12 protein-coding genes are annotated in these 14533 nt (G+C 67.5%); 8 read left to right on the top strand and 4 right to left on the bottom strand.

What is annotated here, in order from left to right; translation table 11 throughout:
- Nucleotides 1–23: 23 nt before the first annotated feature.
- The gene (locus ACWMMN_RS01325) at nucleotides 24–2294 is read right to left on the bottom strand and encodes an NADP-dependent malic enzyme (RefSeq protein ID WP_059232635.1); all 2271 of its coding nucleotides are present in this window, start codon (nucleotides 2292–2294) and stop codon (nucleotides 24–26) included.
- A gap of 460 nt (nucleotides 2295–2754) precedes the next feature.
- Between ACWMMN_RS01325 and ACWMMN_RS01320 the strand changes: the two genes are divergently transcribed.
- The 7 genes from ACWMMN_RS01320 to ACWMMN_RS01290 all read left to right on the top strand — a co-directional run bounded on the left by ACWMMN_RS01320 (nucleotide 2755) and on the right by ACWMMN_RS01290 (nucleotide 10297).
- The gene (locus tag ACWMMN_RS01320; RefSeq protein ID WP_059232636.1) at nucleotides 2755–3441 is read left to right on the top strand and encodes an orotate phosphoribosyltransferase; all 687 of its coding nucleotides are present in this window, start codon (nucleotides 2755–2757) and stop codon (nucleotides 3439–3441) included.
- Nucleotides 3442–3693: 252 nt separating this feature from the next.
- The gene (locus tag ACWMMN_RS01315) at nucleotides 3694–4290 is read left to right on the top strand and encodes a YbhB/YbcL family Raf kinase inhibitor-like protein (RefSeq protein ID WP_256085469.1); all 597 of its coding nucleotides are present in this window, start codon (nucleotides 3694–3696) and stop codon (nucleotides 4288–4290) included.
- A 220-nt stretch (nucleotides 4291–4510) separates the two neighbouring features.
- Complete coding sequence (locus ACWMMN_RS01310) at nucleotides 4511–5083, top strand: flavodoxin family protein (RefSeq protein ID WP_059232638.1); 573 nt, start codon at nucleotides 4511–4513, stop codon at nucleotides 5081–5083.
- Nucleotides 5084–5246: 163 nt separating this feature from the next.
- Nucleotides 5247–6197, top strand: coding sequence for an N-acetyl-gamma-glutamyl-phosphate reductase (argC, locus tag ACWMMN_RS01305; protein ID WP_059232639.1), 951 nt, complete (start codon nucleotides 5247–5249; stop codon nucleotides 6195–6197).
- 435 nt (nucleotides 6198–6632) lie between these two features.
- On the top strand, nucleotides 6633–8048 hold the full coding sequence (locus ACWMMN_RS01300; RefSeq protein ID WP_059232640.1) for a DUF2957 domain-containing protein: 1416 nt from the start codon (nucleotides 6633–6635) through the stop codon (nucleotides 8046–8048).
- A 155-nt stretch (nucleotides 8049–8203) separates the two neighbouring features.
- Nucleotides 8204–9445 carry a DUF2957 domain-containing protein gene (locus ACWMMN_RS01295; RefSeq protein ID WP_059232641.1) on the top strand — a complete coding sequence of 414 codons (1242 nt, stop codon included), beginning with the start codon at nucleotides 8204–8206 and terminating at the stop codon, nucleotides 9443–9445.
- An 18-nt stretch (nucleotides 9446–9463) separates the two neighbouring features.
- Nucleotides 9464–10297: an OmpW/AlkL family protein gene (locus ACWMMN_RS01290; RefSeq protein WP_059232642.1), complete on the top strand. Its 834-nt coding sequence runs from the start codon at nucleotides 9464–9466 to the stop codon at nucleotides 10295–10297.
- 195 nt (nucleotides 10298–10492) lie between these two features.
- On the opposite strand, the gene ACWMMN_RS01285 is transcribed toward ACWMMN_RS01290, so the two are convergent.
- A complete protein-coding gene (locus ACWMMN_RS01285) occupies nucleotides 10493–11410 on the bottom strand; it encodes a LysR family transcriptional regulator (protein ID WP_226196776.1) in 918 nt (305 codons plus the stop codon).
- Between the two features lie 97 nt (nucleotides 11411–11507).
- Between ACWMMN_RS01285 and ACWMMN_RS01280 the strand changes: the two genes are divergently transcribed.
- Nucleotides 11508–12791 carry an MFS transporter gene (locus ACWMMN_RS01280; protein ID WP_059232644.1) on the top strand — a complete coding sequence of 428 codons (1284 nt, stop codon included), beginning with the start codon at nucleotides 11508–11510 and terminating at the stop codon, nucleotides 12789–12791.
- A 90-nt stretch (nucleotides 12792–12881) separates the two neighbouring features.
- On the opposite strand, the gene ACWMMN_RS01275 is transcribed toward ACWMMN_RS01280, so the two are convergent.
- On the bottom strand, nucleotides 12882–13520 hold the full coding sequence (locus ACWMMN_RS01275; RefSeq protein WP_059232645.1) for a LysE family translocator: 639 nt from the start codon (nucleotides 13518–13520) through the stop codon (nucleotides 12882–12884).
- 71 nt (nucleotides 13521–13591) lie between these two features.
- Nucleotides 13592–14461: an NAD(P)-dependent oxidoreductase gene (locus ACWMMN_RS01270; protein ID WP_059232646.1), complete on the bottom strand. Its 870-nt coding sequence runs from the start codon at nucleotides 14459–14461 to the stop codon at nucleotides 13592–13594.
- Between the last annotated feature and the right edge of the window lie 72 nt (nucleotides 14462–14533).

Raw genomic sequence — 14533 nt, 5'->3', positions numbered from 1 at the left:
GCGCGGCGCACGCGGGCGTGGACTTACTTCGTGTTCACGTTCGCGGCGGCAACGGCCGTCATGTTGATGATCCGGCGCACGGTCGCAGCCGGCGTCAGGATGTGGACCGGCTTCGCTGCGCCGAGCAGGAACGGGCCGACCGTCACGCCTTCGCCGCCGACCATCTTCAGCAGGTTGTACGCGATGTTCGCCGCTTCGACGTTCGGCATGATCAGCAGGTTCGCTTCGCCCGACAGCGTCGTGCCCGGGAACGCCTGCTTGCGGATCACTTCCGACAGCGCCGCGTCGCCGTGCATTTCACCGTCGACTTCCAGGTTCGGCGCACGTTCGACGATCAGCTTGCGGGCCTCGGCCATCCGGCGCGACGACGCCGACGGCGCGCTGCCGAAGTTCGAGTTCGACAGCAGCGCGGCCTTCGGCGCGATGCCGAAGCGCTCGATCTCGGCCGCAGCCTGGATCGTCATGTCGGCGAGCTGTTCGGCGCTCGGCAGTTCGTTCACGTACGTGTCGCACACGAACAGGTTGCGGCCCGGCAGCATCAGCAGGTTCATCGCGGCGAAGTGCTCGGCGCCCTTCGCGCGGCCCAGCACCTGCTCGATGAACTTCAGGTGGCTGTGGAACGTGTCGATCATCCCGCAGATCATCCCGTCCGCATCGCCCAGGTGCACGAGCATCGCGCCGATCAGCGTGTTGAACTTGCGCATCGCGGCCTTCGCGACTTCCGGCGTCACGCCGTCACGCGCGCCGATCTCCTGATACGCCTGCCAGTAGCGGTGGTAGCGTGCATCGTCTTCCGGATCGACGATTTCGAAATCGGTGCCGGCCTTCAGCTTCGAGCCGATCTTCTGCAGGCGCATGTCGACGACCGACGGACGGCCGACGATGATCGGCTTCGCGATCTTTTCCTGCAGCACGAACTGCGCGGCGCGCAGCACGCGCTCGTCCTCGCCCTCGGCGAACACGATGCGGGCCTGCTTCTGCTTCGCGGTCGCGAACACCGGGCGCATCACCATGCCGGTGCGGTAGACGGTCGCGCCGAGCTGCTCGCGGTACGCGTCCATGTCCTGGATCGGGCGCGTGGCGACGCCCGAATCCATCGCGGCTTGCGCGACGGCCGGCGCGATCTTGATGATCAGGCGCGGATCGAACGGCTTCGGAATCAGGTAGTCCGGCCCGAATTCGAGCGAGTGGCCTTCATACGCCTTCGCGACTTCTTCGCTCTGGTCGGTTTCCTGGGCCAGTTCGGCGATCGCGCGCACGCACGCGAGCTTCATTTCTTCCGTGATCGTCGTCGCGCCGACGTCGAGCGCGCCGCGGAAGATGAACGGGAAGCACAGCACGTTGTTGACCTGGTTCGGGTAGTCCGAACGGCCGGTCGCGACGATCGCGTCCGGGCGCACGGCCTTCGCGTCTTCCGGGCGGATTTCCGGTTCCGGGTTCGCGAGCGCCAGGATCAGCGGCTTGTCGCCCATCGTCTTGACCATGTCCTGCTTCAGCACGCCCGCGCTCGAGCAGCCGAGGAACACGTCCGCGCCGACGATCGCGTCGGCAAGCGTGCGTGCGTCGGTGGTCGCCGCATAGCGCTGCTTCGACGGATCGAGGTTGCCGCGCCCTTCGTAGATCACGCCCTTCGAATCGGCGACGAGGATGTTCGACTTCGTCAGGCCGAGGTTCACCAGCAGGTCCAGACACGCGATCGCAGCTGCGCCCGCGCCCGAGCACACGAGCTTCACTTCGGACAGCTGCTTGCCGACGACCTTCAGGCCGTTCAGGATCGCGGCCGACGCGATGATCGCGGTGCCGTGCTGGTCATCGTGGAAGACGGGGATCTTCATGCGCTCGCGCAGCTTCTGCTCGATGTAGAAGCACTCCGGCGCCTTGATGTCCTCGAGGTTGATGCCGCCGAGCGTCGGCTCGAGCATCGCGATCGCCTCGACCAGCTTGTCGGGGTCGGACTCCGACAGTTCGATGTCGAACACGTCGATGCCCGCGAATTTCTTGAAGAGGCAGCCCTTGCCTTCCATCACCGGCTTCGCGGCAAGCGGGCCGATGTTGCCGAGGCCCAGCACGGCCGTGCCGTTCGTGATGACGCCGACGAGGTTGCCGCGCGACGTGTACTTCTGCGCGTCGAGCGGATCGGCGTGGATCGCTTCGCACGCAGCGGCAACGCCCGGCGAATACGCAAGCGACAGATCGAGCTGGTTCGACAGCGGCTTGGTCGGGGTGACCGAAATCTTGCCGGGTTTCGGGTTCAGGTGATAAGCGAGTGCGGCCTGCTTCAGTTGTTCGTCCATGATTGACCTGCGAGAGACATGCGAAATATTGACGGCTCAGTACACAGCACCTTCGGCCGCGTCTGCTTGGATCGAGGGGATGGTCGACTGCGAGACGGCACGCGACGCGCCGGGTCGGCACGCCATCGAACCTTGGCGGGTGGCAAGAGGAAAGTACAAAGTACTGAACGATTTCTAAGGGTCGCCTAGTGTACACCCCCTAAATGACGTCCGTTGGTGCAGCGCCGCATCCTTGGCATCAGCGTCGGGTTGGTCGCGCCCCGTTTGTTTCGCCAGTGGTGAGCGGCATGGCGAACCTGCGCGAATTCCGCCGAAAACCGGCCTGAATCGGGTAAAATAGCGGGCTACGCGCGCAGCGATGCGATTGGCCCTCCGATCGCGCCCCCGCCCCCTGGGCAGGTTCCCCTTGCTGCGCCACCGGGCCCGCGCCCGCTCCTCGCTCAACACCCAAGGAATGCCCATGACAGGCTACGATCGTCAGTCGATCTCGGATACGACCGCCAAAATCCTGCTCGAAGTGCAGGCGGTGCACTTCAACGCCGAAAAACCGTTCATCTTCACGTCCGGCTGGGCAAGCCCCGTCTATATCGACTGCCGCAAGCTGATCTCGTACCCGCGCGTGCGCCGGGCGCTGATGGAAATGGCGGAAACGACGATCACGCGCGACATCGGCTTCGAGCAGATCGACGCGGTGGCGGGTGGCGAGACGGCCGGCATCCCGTTCGCGGCCTGGATCGCGGACCGGATGATGGTGCCGATGCAGTACGTGCGCAAAAAGCCGAAGGGTTTCGGCCGCAACGCGCAGATCGAAGGCCATCTGGAAGAAGGCTCGCGCGTGCTGCTGGTGGAAGACCTGACGACCGACAGCCGCAGCAAGATCAACTTCGTCAACGCGCTGCGCACCGCGGGCGCGACGGTGAATCACTGCTTCGTGCTGTTCCACTACGACATCTTCAAGGAAAGCGTGTCGGTCCTGAAGGACATCGACGTCGACCTGCATGCACTGGCGACGTGGTGGGACGTGCTGCGCGTCGCGAAGGCTTCGGGCTACTTCGAGACGAAGACGCTCGACGAAGTCGAGAAATTCCTGCACGCACCGGCCGAGTGGTCGGCGGCGCACGGCGGCGCGACGTCCCCGAAGGATTGACGCCGCGCCGGCCCGCAGGCCGGCGTCCTGGCTGAAAAAGCCGCCTGCTTCATCGCAGGCGGCTTTTTTTTCGTCCGCCGGGCCTCGGCCCGGCCGCGCGATGACCGAGCGCAATCGCGGGTTGCGGCGTGCATCGCTCATCGAACCCTAATGCTAGACTTGATCCATCGCCGCCATCAGCGGCACGGGCAACGCACAACGCCAACCACGCCGGGAGCATCGGCCCGGCCCACGTGACGGGAGAAGCGCCATATGCGAGTGGATCGCCGGATCACTCTGCCTGCGCCATCGGGTCGCCCGTCTCCGTTCCTCCGCTTCGTTTTCCTCTGCGCCGCCGTCTTCGCGGCGCTGCCCGCGCATGCAGAAGGCCCGTTCACCGTGACGAGCGACGACCTGACGCCCGGCGCTCGCGTACGTGCCGCGAACGTATTCGACCGCGGCGACTGCAAGGGCGCGAACCGCTCGCCGCAGCTCACCTGGCACAACCCGCCGCCCGGCACGCGCGGCTACGCGGTCACGCTCTTCGATCCCGACGCGCCCGGGCACGGCTGGTGGCACTGGGCCGTCGCGGGCATCCCGGCCACCGTGACGAGCCTGCCCGCCGACGCGAGCGCATCCGGCTTCCTGCGGCGCATCGGCGCGAGCGAGGCGCGCAACGACTTCGGAATCGACGGCTACGGCGGCCCGTGCCCGCCACCCGGCAAGCCGCACCGCTACGTGATCACCGTCTACGCGCTGAAAGGCACCGACCTGCGCGTGTCGCAGGGCCGCCCCGCGCCGATGTTCGAACACGAGATCGGCACGCTCGCGATCGGCACCGCGCAACTCGCGGTCACGTACGGGCAATAGCGGGCGCCGGGCGCCGCCGGGCGGCTGGGCCGCCGCGATTGCCGGCCGCAGCGAATTTCAGTGCGTCTCACGCGCACGTTGTCCCGTCATTTCGGCTTGCTAGACTCGTCGTCACCGGTCGCGGCATCCCCCGCCGCGCATCCGTCGCGCCGCCCGCCGGCGACGCGTGACGCGGCGAGCCTGCGGTCCGCCGTTCCCGTCCCTTTCCGGAGAACGCTTCATGTCGAACATCGTCATCGTCTATCACAGCGGCTACGGTCACACGCAGAAACTGGCCGAGGCCGTGCACGCCGGCGCGCAGGACGCCGGCGCGAACGTGCGCCTGATCGCCGTCGGCGACCTCGACGACGCAGGCTGGGCCGCGCTCGACGCGGCCGACGCGATCGTCTTCGGCGCGCCGACCTACATGGGCGGCCCGTCGGCGCAGTTCAAGCAATTCGCCGATGCCACGTCGAAAGCGTGGTTCACGCAGAAGTGGAAGGACAAGATCGCCGCGGGCTTCACGAACTCCGCGACGATGAACGGCGACAAGTTCTCGACGATTCAATATTTCGTCACGCTCGCGATGCAGCATGGGATGGTGTGGGTCGGCACGAGCCTGATGCCGGCCAACTCGAAGGCGGCCACGCGCAACGACATCAACTACCTCGGCGGCTCCACGGGCCTGCTCGCGCAATCGCCGGCCGATGCGACGCCCGACGAAGGCCCGCTGCCGGGCGACCTCGAGACCGGCAAGGCGTTCGGCCGGCGCGTGGCCGAAGCAGCCGCACGCTGGGACGCAGGCGCCCGCTGAGCCCGCCCCTGCGCCCGCGCGCTCGCACCGGCGGGCGTCAAAGGGACACAAGATGGCCCGCCGGCCGTCCTTTTTTTCGCCGCGCGCGGTGCAGGCCCGCCGGATGACGTCTTAAAATGGCGGTTTCCGGGCGCGGGCCCGCGTTTCATTCAGTGAGAGCGAAATGAGCACCAAAGTTTTTGTCGACGGCCAGGAAGGCACGACCGGCCTCAAGATCTTCGAATACCTGTCGGCACGCAGCGACATCGAGATCCTGCGCATCGATGAAGCGAAGCGCAAGGACGTCGAAGAGCGCCGCCGCCTGATCAACGCGTCGGACGTCACGTTCCTGTGCCTGCCGGATGTCGCGTCGCGCGAATCCGCCTCGCTCGTCGAGAACCCGAACACGATCCTGATCGACGCGAGCACCGCGTTCCGCACGAGCGCCGACTGGGCCTACGGCCTGCCGGAGCTGACCCGCGCACAACGCGAGAAGATTCGTACGTCGAAGCGCATCGCGGTGCCGGGCTGCCACGCATCGGCGTTCGTGCTCGCGATGCGCCCGCTCGTCGATGCCGGCATCGTCGCGCCGACGTTCGCCGCGCACAGCTACTCGATCACCGGCTACAGCGGCGGCGGCAAGTCAATGATCGCCGACTACGAGAATGCGGCGCCGGGCGGCAAGCTCGCGAGCCCGCGTCCGTATGCGCTCGGCCTCACGCACAAGCACCTGCCGGAAATGGCCGCACACACGGGCCTCGCGAACGCACCGATCTTCACGCCGATCGTCGGCCCGTTCCTGAAGGGGCTCGCGGTGACGACCTACTTCTCGCCCGAGCAGCTCGCGAAGCGCGCAACGCCGCAGGACGTGCAGCGCGTGTTCGCCGAGTACTACGCGGACGAAGCCTTCGTGCGCGTCGCCCCGTTCGACGCGGACGCGAACCTCGACGGCGGCTTTTTCGACGTGCAGGCGAACAACGATACGAACCGTGTCGACCTGTTCGTGTTCGGCAACGCCGAGCGCTTCGTCACGGTCGCGCGCCTCGACAACCTCGGCAAGGGTGCATCGGGCGCCGCGATCCAGTGCATGAACCTGAGCATCGGCGCGGCCGAGGATGCAGGTCTCAAACGCTGATTCAGCATCGCATGCAATGCAAAGCCGGCCACTGGCCGGCTTTTTATTTACCCGTATCAGGCAATATATAAAAAAGGCCGCATCGCGCATTTACAATTATTTACAAGCTTTCCATTGCGCGATTACCAGTGAATTAATCCCACCCCTCCTTTATCCAGTGAATCCCGAATAGGGATAAACCGGATACCGTCGCTTTAAACGCTGCCGTTATACGCAGGAAGGCGCTCCGAGAGCGTGCCGGGCGTCGCACATCCCCCACTCCGGCAGCTTCCGGCCGCCTGCCGTACGTTTAAATTCTTACCGAATGCCTTATCCGGCAAGGATTCAAAACACGATTCCCGTTTCAATCGCCTTTTTTAGACGGGTTCATCAATTGACAGCAAAAATCAAGGCGGCGACATTAGCTCGCACAATTAAACGATTGGAGACAGCGGCATGTCGCACGCCTTATCGAAGGGGGTGGCAACGGCCTTTGCCATTGCCCCTTTCCTGGTTGCATGTGGTGGAGGGGACGGCGGCGCACCCGCGCCGATCAATGCGCCCCAATGTTCCGGATCGAGTTGCGGCACGCAAGGGCCGCCGCCGTCGCAGCCCGTCAACGGCGCGCTGTGCCCGGCCGATGCCGACATCGTGAAGAGCACGTATCTCGGCGGCGCAGGTAGCGGCGAGATCGTCAGCGTCAACATCGACGCGGTCGCGATGACGTACACGCTCAAGTGGCTCGAATCTCCGATTCCGCTCGCGACCGGCACGGTCACGCCGAGCCGCGTCGGCACGACGATCGCCGGCAAGGTCATGCATCCGCCGACCGGCACGCTGCCGACCGCCGAACAGACGCGCTGCGCGTTCGTGCTCACGCCGGGCACGGGTACCGCGCCGAACGGCTCGACGTATTCGACCGCCGCCGACTTCAACCCGGCGAACCCGCCGATGCTGCTGGTCGGCATGGGCGTCGCGGGCGGCGGCATTCCCGGCGCGACGGTTCAGTTCGATGGACTGACGATCGCCCTCGGCCCGGTCACGCTGTACAAGAACGTCGGTCAGGTACCGAACCGCCACTTCGATTTCTACCCGTTCCTCGGCTTCGCGAACACGACGACCGACCTCACGAAGCTGCCGGGCACGTACAACGCGCTGCTCTATCACCTCGTGCCGTCGGGCAACTATGCGACGAAGGGCGTCAACTCGAGCGAGACGTTCGACGCGAACGGTGCGTGCACGTCGACCTCCGGCAGCTGCCAGACGACCGGCAATCCGTGGACGGTGAATGCCGCGGGCGGCTATCTCAACAGCACGCAGGCACCGCAGATCCTGCCGCAGACGTCGCTGCCGCTCATCGGCACGACCGGCAAGTCGGCGACCGCGCACATGGTGATCGGCCAGCTCAACGGCGCGACGGTGCCGGTGATCGTGCGCACGGGCGACGTGAACCTCGGCACGGCGCCGCTGCATGCCGACGCAAAGGTCGACGACGAATCGGGCATCGCGGTGCTCGGCGCGGCGACGGCGATCCAGTCGGGTGCGGTCGACGGCGGCTACGCGGGCGCGGACTCGAACTTCAAGTACACGGCTGCGCTGATCCGCGGCAGCAACGCGTCGTTCATCAACCCGACCACGCAGGCCGAGGAAGACGGCTTCACGCTCGACTACGGCCAGACGACGCCGGGCCTGCTGAACGCGACGACGATACCGAAGAGCGGCACGGCGGCATCGGGCGTAGTGATCGCGACGGGCGGGCTTTATGCGGCGCTGATCCAGGGCACGGTGAACGGCGGCGTCACGTCGACGTCGGCGAACTCGACGACTTCGTCGACACCGTACTTCGGCGTGGGCGCACAGATCAGCAAGTAACGGTCGAGGACGCGGCGGCGAACGATGCGCCGCCGCGGCATGCAGGGAAGGCTCGAAACGACGGCGTCCGGCACGGCGCGGGCAGCACGAGCACAACGAACAGAAGCGGCCGACAGGGAGCTGGCCGCCGCACAAGACAAATCTGGAGGAGCAACATGAAGCGCAACCTCATTCTGGCGGCGGCCCTTGCCGCCCCCCTTCTTTCCGCTTGCGGCGGCGGCAGCGACAACCCACCTCCGCTCGTCGAAGACCGGCTCTGTCCCGCCTCGCTCGACTACAGCACCGTGTTTACGGGCGGTGCGGGCAGCGGCGAACTCGCGAAGGTGCAGCTCGACACGACCAAGATGACCTGGCAGGTGACGTACGTGGAATCGGCCGTGCCGCGCACGACCGGCACCGTCACGCCGACCCGCGCGGGCACCGTCGACAGCGGCACGCTCACGCAGGAAACGCTGCTGCCGACCAACAAGCTGAACCAGTGCGCATTCCGGCTGAACGGCGCGAGTCTCGATCCGTCGCGTCCGGCGCGGATCTTCGTCGGCGAAGGTGTCGCGGGCGGCACGATCCCCGGCAAGGAAATCCAGTTCAACGGCGTGCTCGGCCAGGCCGCGGTGCCCGACACGAAATTCCCGTATTACCCGTTCATCGGCTTCTCGTCGATCGAAACCGACATCACGAAGGTCGCGGGTACGTACAGCCATGTCGGCTTCGGCGAAGTGCCGTCGCAGAACTTCGCACCGGCGTCGATCGACGCGAAGGTGACGATCAACGCGGACGGCTCGTGGACCAAGTGCGACTCGACCGGCCAGTTCGCCGGCGGCGCGTGCACGCAGCAGGGCTCGAACTTCGCGCAGTCCGCGGACGGCAGCGGCGCGTTCCAGTCGAACAACTACACGAGCCAGCTGAAGCCGACGCTGTCGGCGACGCCGCAGGGCAAGGGCTTCATGATCGTCGGCAAGCTGCGCAACCAGCTCGTGCCGATCCTCGTGCGCACGGGTGTCGCGAACCCGAACCCGACGCCCGACAGCAACGGCGTGCCGGGCCTCACCGCCGACGACGAATCGAGCATCTCGATCCTCGCGCCGCAGACGGCCATCGCGGCCGGTTCGCAGAACGGCGAGTACGTGGGCGTCGACAGCCAGTTCAATTACCGGACCACCGCGCTGATCAACAACCAGGCCACGCTGCTCGATCCGTTCCAGCCGTCGCAGGCATCGCTCGCGACCGCGCTCGACCTCGACTACACGCAGAAGGTGCCGGGCGTGGTCACGACGATCCACACGGGTTCGGGCAGCACGTCGCCGACCGGCAAGTTCATCTTCACGGGTGGCGTGTTCGGTTTCCTCGACAACGCGGGATCGACGCCGTATTTCACGATCGGCGCATTCGTCCAGTAAGCGGAGGGGAAAGCCGTGATGAAGAAAACCCTTCTCTGCGCGGCGGCCGGCGCCGCCGTGCTGGCGCCGCTCGCGGCGCACGCACAGAGCGCCGGCAGCAACGTCGTCACGCTCGGCTGGTTTCACGTGATGCCGCAGCAGAGCAGCACGCCGATGACGACCAACGTCGCGCCGACGCCGATCAACACGCCGCTGCGGCTGCCGCCGTCATTCACGTCGCCGGGCACCGGGCTGCGCACGAGCGGCGCCGATACCGTCGGCCTGACGGTCAGCCACTTCCTGACCGACCACATCGCGGTCACGTCGGTGGCCGGCGTGCCGCCGGTGTTCAAGGTGTCGGGCCAGGGCACGATCAAGCCGCCAGGCCCTGCCGGCGCGCTCGGCACGCAGAACATCGGGCTGGGGTCGGTCAACCCAATCGTGAAGAGCGTGCGGCAGTGGAGCCCCGCGGTGATCCTGCAGTACTACTTCGGGCAGGCCACCGCGAAGTTCCGGCCGTTCCTCGGTCTCGGCGTGTCGTACAACTGGTTCAGCGACCTGCAGCTCAACACGAACTTCATCAAGCAGACGCAGGACAACCTCGGCGCGATCCTCGCGGCGGGCGCGGGCAAGCCGGGTACGACATCGGTGGAGGCGAAGGCGTCGTCGTCATGGCAGCCGGTGTTCAACGCGGGCCTGCAGTACAACATGACGGAGCACTTCGGGCTGGTTGCGTCGGTGACCTACATTCCGCTGAAGACGACGTCGACGGTAACGATCAAGGCGGCCGACGGTTCGGTGCTCGCCGAGTCGAAATCGGACCTGAAGGCGGACCCGATCATCAGCTACGTCGGGATGACGTACAAGTTCTGACGCCGGCGAGCGCAGGCGAATGGACAGCCACGACAAAATCGCAGGCAAAAAAAAGCCCGCCTAAGAGGCGGGCTGAATCCATATCAGAGGAGACATGGAGGAGACAGGTGCAACTATAGCGAATCGGTTTCCGCAATGCAACATTTCCGTAGAGAAAATAAGGATTTTCCCTCGAATGCTGCCTCTAGTTCGCCATTACCGCATCTGACCCCTTCCGTTCTCCCGCTCGAGCACCTCACCCAGCGCGTCGCGCAGCAGCGCGACGGGCCGCACCAGCCGGCCCGGCAACGTGCCGTGCACGATCCACACGTTGATCCGCGTTTCCAGCCCGGCCGTTTCCACCACCCGCAGTGCCTCGCGATGCGCGCTGCGCGCCAGCGCATTCGGCGCGGCGATGCCGATGCCGGCGCCGCGCGCGACCAGCGACAACTGCAACTCCGAGCCGAACGCCTCGACCGCGACGTCGAACGGCAGCCCGGCCGCGCCGAGCGCACGGCTCAGCGCCGAACGCATCCCGCAGCCGTCCTGGCTCAGCACCCACGGAAAGCCCGACAGCATGTCGAGCGACAGCGGACCGTCCGGCAGCGGGAAATCGCGCGCGGCGACGAGCACCGTCGGCTGCGTGGCGAGCAGCGTCGCGGTGAACGCGTCGGGCAGCACCGAACTGGCCGGCACCATCACGGCCGCGACGTCGAGCGCGCCGCGCTCGATGCCCTGCATCAGTGCCGGCGACCAGCCGGCCGTCACGCGCAGCGTGAGGCGCGGGAACGCGTCGCGCAGCCGGTCGATCGGCCGCTCGAGCGCCAGCTCGGACAGGAACGGCGGGACGCCGATGCGCAGCTCGCCGGACGGCTCGCTGTCCGGCGCGCCCGCCGCCATCAGTTCGTCGACCGCGCCCAGCACGTTGCGCGCAAGCGTGTAGACGTCGCGCCCGGCGGCGGTCGGCTTCAGCGGCTTGCTTTGCCGTTCGAGCAGCGGCACGCCGAGCAACGTTTCGAGGTTCTGCACGCGCCGCGTCAGGCCCGGCTGCGTCAGGTGGAGCTTCGTGGCCGCCGCGACCATCGACCCGCTGTCGACCACCGCGACGAACGCCAGGAGATCACGCGTATTCAAAACAAACTCGCATAATCATGTTAGACATATTTCAATTGTCGCATAAACATCGGGCACCTACGATGGGGATTCCTTCGACCCGTCTCCCAGGCTTCCGATGAACTGCCCTGCCAACCGTTGCCCCGCCTCCGTTCCCGCGCCTGTCGCCGCGCCGCCCGCGCTGAGCGCCGGGATGACGCTGTTCTTCGCCGCGACGGTCGGCGTGATCGTGATGGACCTGTTCGCCGCGCAACCGCTGACGGGCCCGATCAGCGCGGACCTGCACCTGCCGCCCGGTCTCGCCGGCCTCATCGCGATGCTGCCGCAGCTCGGCTACGCCGCCGGGCTCGTATTGCTCGTGCCGCTGGTCGACCTGCTCGAGAACCGCCGCCTGATCGTCGCGACGCTCGCCGCATGTGCGGCCGCGCTCGCGCTGCCCGCGTTCACGCGATCCGGCACCGTATTCCTGCTGGCGACGCTGGCCGCCGGCGCCGCGTCGAGCGTGATCCAGATGCTCGTGCCGATGGCCGCGTCGATGGCCCCCGAAGCGCAGCGCGGCCGCGCGGTCGGCAACGTGATGAGCGGGCTGATGCTCGGCATCCTGCTGTCGCGGCCGCTCGCGAGCCTGATCGCGGGCTCGGCCGGCTGGCGGGCGTTCTACCTGCTGGCCGCGGTCGCGAACACGGCGATTGCCGTCGTCCTCGCGCTGCGCCTGCCGTCGCGTACGCCGTCGATCACGGCCGGCTACCGCGCGCTGCTCGCGTCAATGGGGCGCCTGATCTCCGACGAGCCGGTGCTGCGCCGGCATGCGCTGTCGGCCGCGCTCGCGATGGCTGCGTTCAGTGCGTTCTGGACCGCCGTCGGGCTGCGGCTCGCGCAACCGCCGTTCGGGCTCGACCTGCACGGCATCGCGCTGTTCGCCTTCGCCGGCGCCAGCGGCGCAATCGTCACGCCGCTCGCCGGCCGCGCCGGCGACCGTGGCCACGGCCCGGCCGCGCAGCGGATCGCGCACGGCACGATGCTCGCCGCGCTCGTCGTGCTCGGCATCGCCGGTGCCGGCTGGTTCGGCTTCGACGCGCACGCGCATCGCGGTGTCGCGCTCGCGCTGCTGGCCGGCGGCGCAGCGCTGCTCGATGCGGGCGTCATCGTCGACCAGACGATCGGCCGCCGCGAGATCAACTTGCTGAACCCGGCCGCGCGCGGCCGCCTGAACGGGCTGTTCGTCGGACTGTTCTTCGTCGGTGGCGCGCTCGGCGCGGTGCTCGCGGGCAGCGCATGGGCATGGGGCGGATGGGGTGCGGTGTGCGGCGTCGGCTTCGCATTCGCAGGTGCGGCCGCCGTGTTCGGGGTGGCGGCCGGACGCCGGATCGGCGCCGCGGCGTTGACGCGCCCGCGGGCGTAAGCGGCCGCGTCGTGAAGCGGCCGCCCAAAACCGAACGCCCCGCCCGCTTGCGAGGGACGGGGCGTTCGGCGCGCCGGAGTCAGCGTGAAATCAGTGACGGACCAGCGCCATCATCGCGCCGAAGCCAACGAACAGCCCGCCCGTCAGCCGGTTGAAGACCTTTGCGACGCTCTGGCTCTTCAGCGTTGCGCCAATGCGCGTGCCGAACGACGCGTAGACGAGATACCAGCTCACCTCGATCACCGCGAACGTGACGACGAGGATGCCGAACTGCGGCAGCGTCGGCTCGGCCGCGTTGATGAACTGCGGCAGCAGCGCGGCCGCGAACAGGATCGCCTTCGGGTTGCTGCCCGACACCAGGAAGCCGTTGCGGTACAGCGCCCAGCGCGACGTGGCGGCCGCCTGGCGTGCCGCCGGCTCGGCGTCGCCCGCCGGGACCTCGTCGGCACCCGAGCGCCACGCCTTCACGCCGAGGTAGACCAGATAGGCCGCACCCGCGAAGCGCAGCGTGTTGAACATCGCCGGCCACGCTTCGAGCACCGCGCCGAGGCCTGCCGCCGACACCGACAGCATCAGCACCATCGCGGTCAGGCAGCCGGCCATCGTCGACGACGAGCGCCGCAACCCGTGCCGCGCGCCGTGCGTCATCACGAGCAGCATGTTCGGGCCCGGAATCGCCGATACGACGAACACCGTCGCCACGAAAAGCCACCACGTATGCAAGTTCATGACCACCTCTGCCTGAATGTCGGGAAAACCAAATGCCGATTATGCCGTGAGCGCGGCGCTTCTGTCGCGCGTCAGCGGCCGGCGCGGCGCAGCGCCACCTCGCCGAGCACCGCGAAATCCTGGTCGCCGCCGCCGTGCGCGAGCGCATCGAGCAGGCTGTCGCGCACGACGCTCGCCACCGGCAGCGGCACCGACGTCGCGTCGCCGGCTTCCAGCGCGAGCCGGACGTCCTTCAGCCCGAGCCGCGCCTTGAAGCGCGCGGGCTCGTAGCGGCGCTCGGCGATCATCGAGCCGTAGCCTTCGTAGACGGGCCCCGGAAACACGCTGTTGGTGATCACGTCGAGGAAGTCGCGCATCGCGACGCCGTGCGCACCCAGCAGCGCCGACGCCTCGCCGAGCGTCTCGATTGCCGACGCGAGCGTGAAGTTCGCGGCGATCTTCGCAACGTTCGCGTGCTGCGGCAGCGAACCGAACCGCCAGGTCTTCTGGCCGATCGCGTCGAACAGCGGCTGCACGCGGTCGATCGCCTCGGCCGGGCCGCCCGCCATGATCGTCAGGCGCGCGGCGGCCGCCACGTCGGGCCGCCCCATCACCGGCGCGGCGACATAGTCGATGCCGCGCGACGCATGCGCGTGCGCGAGCGATTCGGCGAGCGCGACCGACACCGTCGCCATGTTCACGTGAATCAGCCCGCGCGGCGCCTGCGCGAGCAGCGCATCGTCGAACACGGCGCGCGCGGCAGCGTCGTCGCCGAGCATCGAAAACACCGCGTCACCGCGAAACGCATCGGCCGGCGTGTCGACGATCTGCGCGCCGAACGCCGCGAGCGGCTCGGCACGCTCGCGCGAGCGGTTCCAGACCCGCACCGAGTGGCCCGCCTTCAGCAAGTTCGTTGCGATCGCCTGCCCCATTTCGCCCAGCCCGATAAACCCGAGATCCATTGCCTGCTCCTTCGCTCCGTGAAGCCGCGAGTTAACCACAGATGACGGCCGCCTGCAGCGCCTGCCGCCGGC

Source organism: Burkholderia cepacia complex sp. TUM26381 (assembly GCF_057439935.1).
The sequence above is the reverse complement of the archived record's forward strand: the minus strand, read 5'-3'. Positions and strand labels throughout refer to the sequence as shown.

Bases quoted from the DNA above. Each gene is read 5' to 3' on its own strand.
- ACWMMN_RS01275 (WP_059232645.1), bottom strand. From the start codon at position 13,520: ATGAACTTGCATACGTGGTGGCTTTTCGTGGCGACGGTGTTCGTCGTA.
- ACWMMN_RS01295 (WP_059232641.1), top strand. From the start codon at position 8,204: ATGAAGCGCAACCTCATTCTGGCGGCGGCCCTTGCCGCCCCCCTTCTT.
- ACWMMN_RS01300 (WP_059232640.1), top strand. From the start codon at position 6,633: ATGTCGCACGCCTTATCGAAGGGGGTGGCAACGGCCTTTGCCATTGCC.
- ACWMMN_RS01325 (WP_059232635.1), bottom strand. From the start codon at position 2,294: ATGGACGAACAACTGAAGCAGGCCGCACTCGCTTATCACCTGAACCCG.
- ACWMMN_RS01315 (WP_256085469.1), top strand. From the start codon at position 3,694: ATGCGAGTGGATCGCCGGATCACTCTGCCTGCGCCATCGGGTCGCCCG.
- argC (WP_059232639.1), top strand. From the start codon at position 5,247: ATGAGCACCAAAGTTTTTGTCGACGGCCAGGAAGGCACGACCGGCCTC.
- ACWMMN_RS01280 (WP_059232644.1), top strand. From the start codon at position 11,508: ATGAACTGCCCTGCCAACCGTTGCCCCGCCTCCGTTCCCGCGCCTGTC.
- ACWMMN_RS01290 (WP_059232642.1), top strand. From the start codon at position 9,464: ATGAAGAAAACCCTTCTCTGCGCGGCGGCCGGCGCCGCCGTGCTGGCG.
- ACWMMN_RS01320 (WP_059232636.1), top strand. From the start codon at position 2,755: ATGACAGGCTACGATCGTCAGTCGATCTCGGATACGACCGCCAAAATC.
- ACWMMN_RS01270 (WP_059232646.1), bottom strand. From the start codon at position 14,461: ATGGATCTCGGGTTTATCGGGCTGGGCGAAATGGGGCAGGCGATCGCA.
- ACWMMN_RS01310 (WP_059232638.1), top strand. From the start codon at position 4,511: ATGTCGAACATCGTCATCGTCTATCACAGCGGCTACGGTCACACGCAG.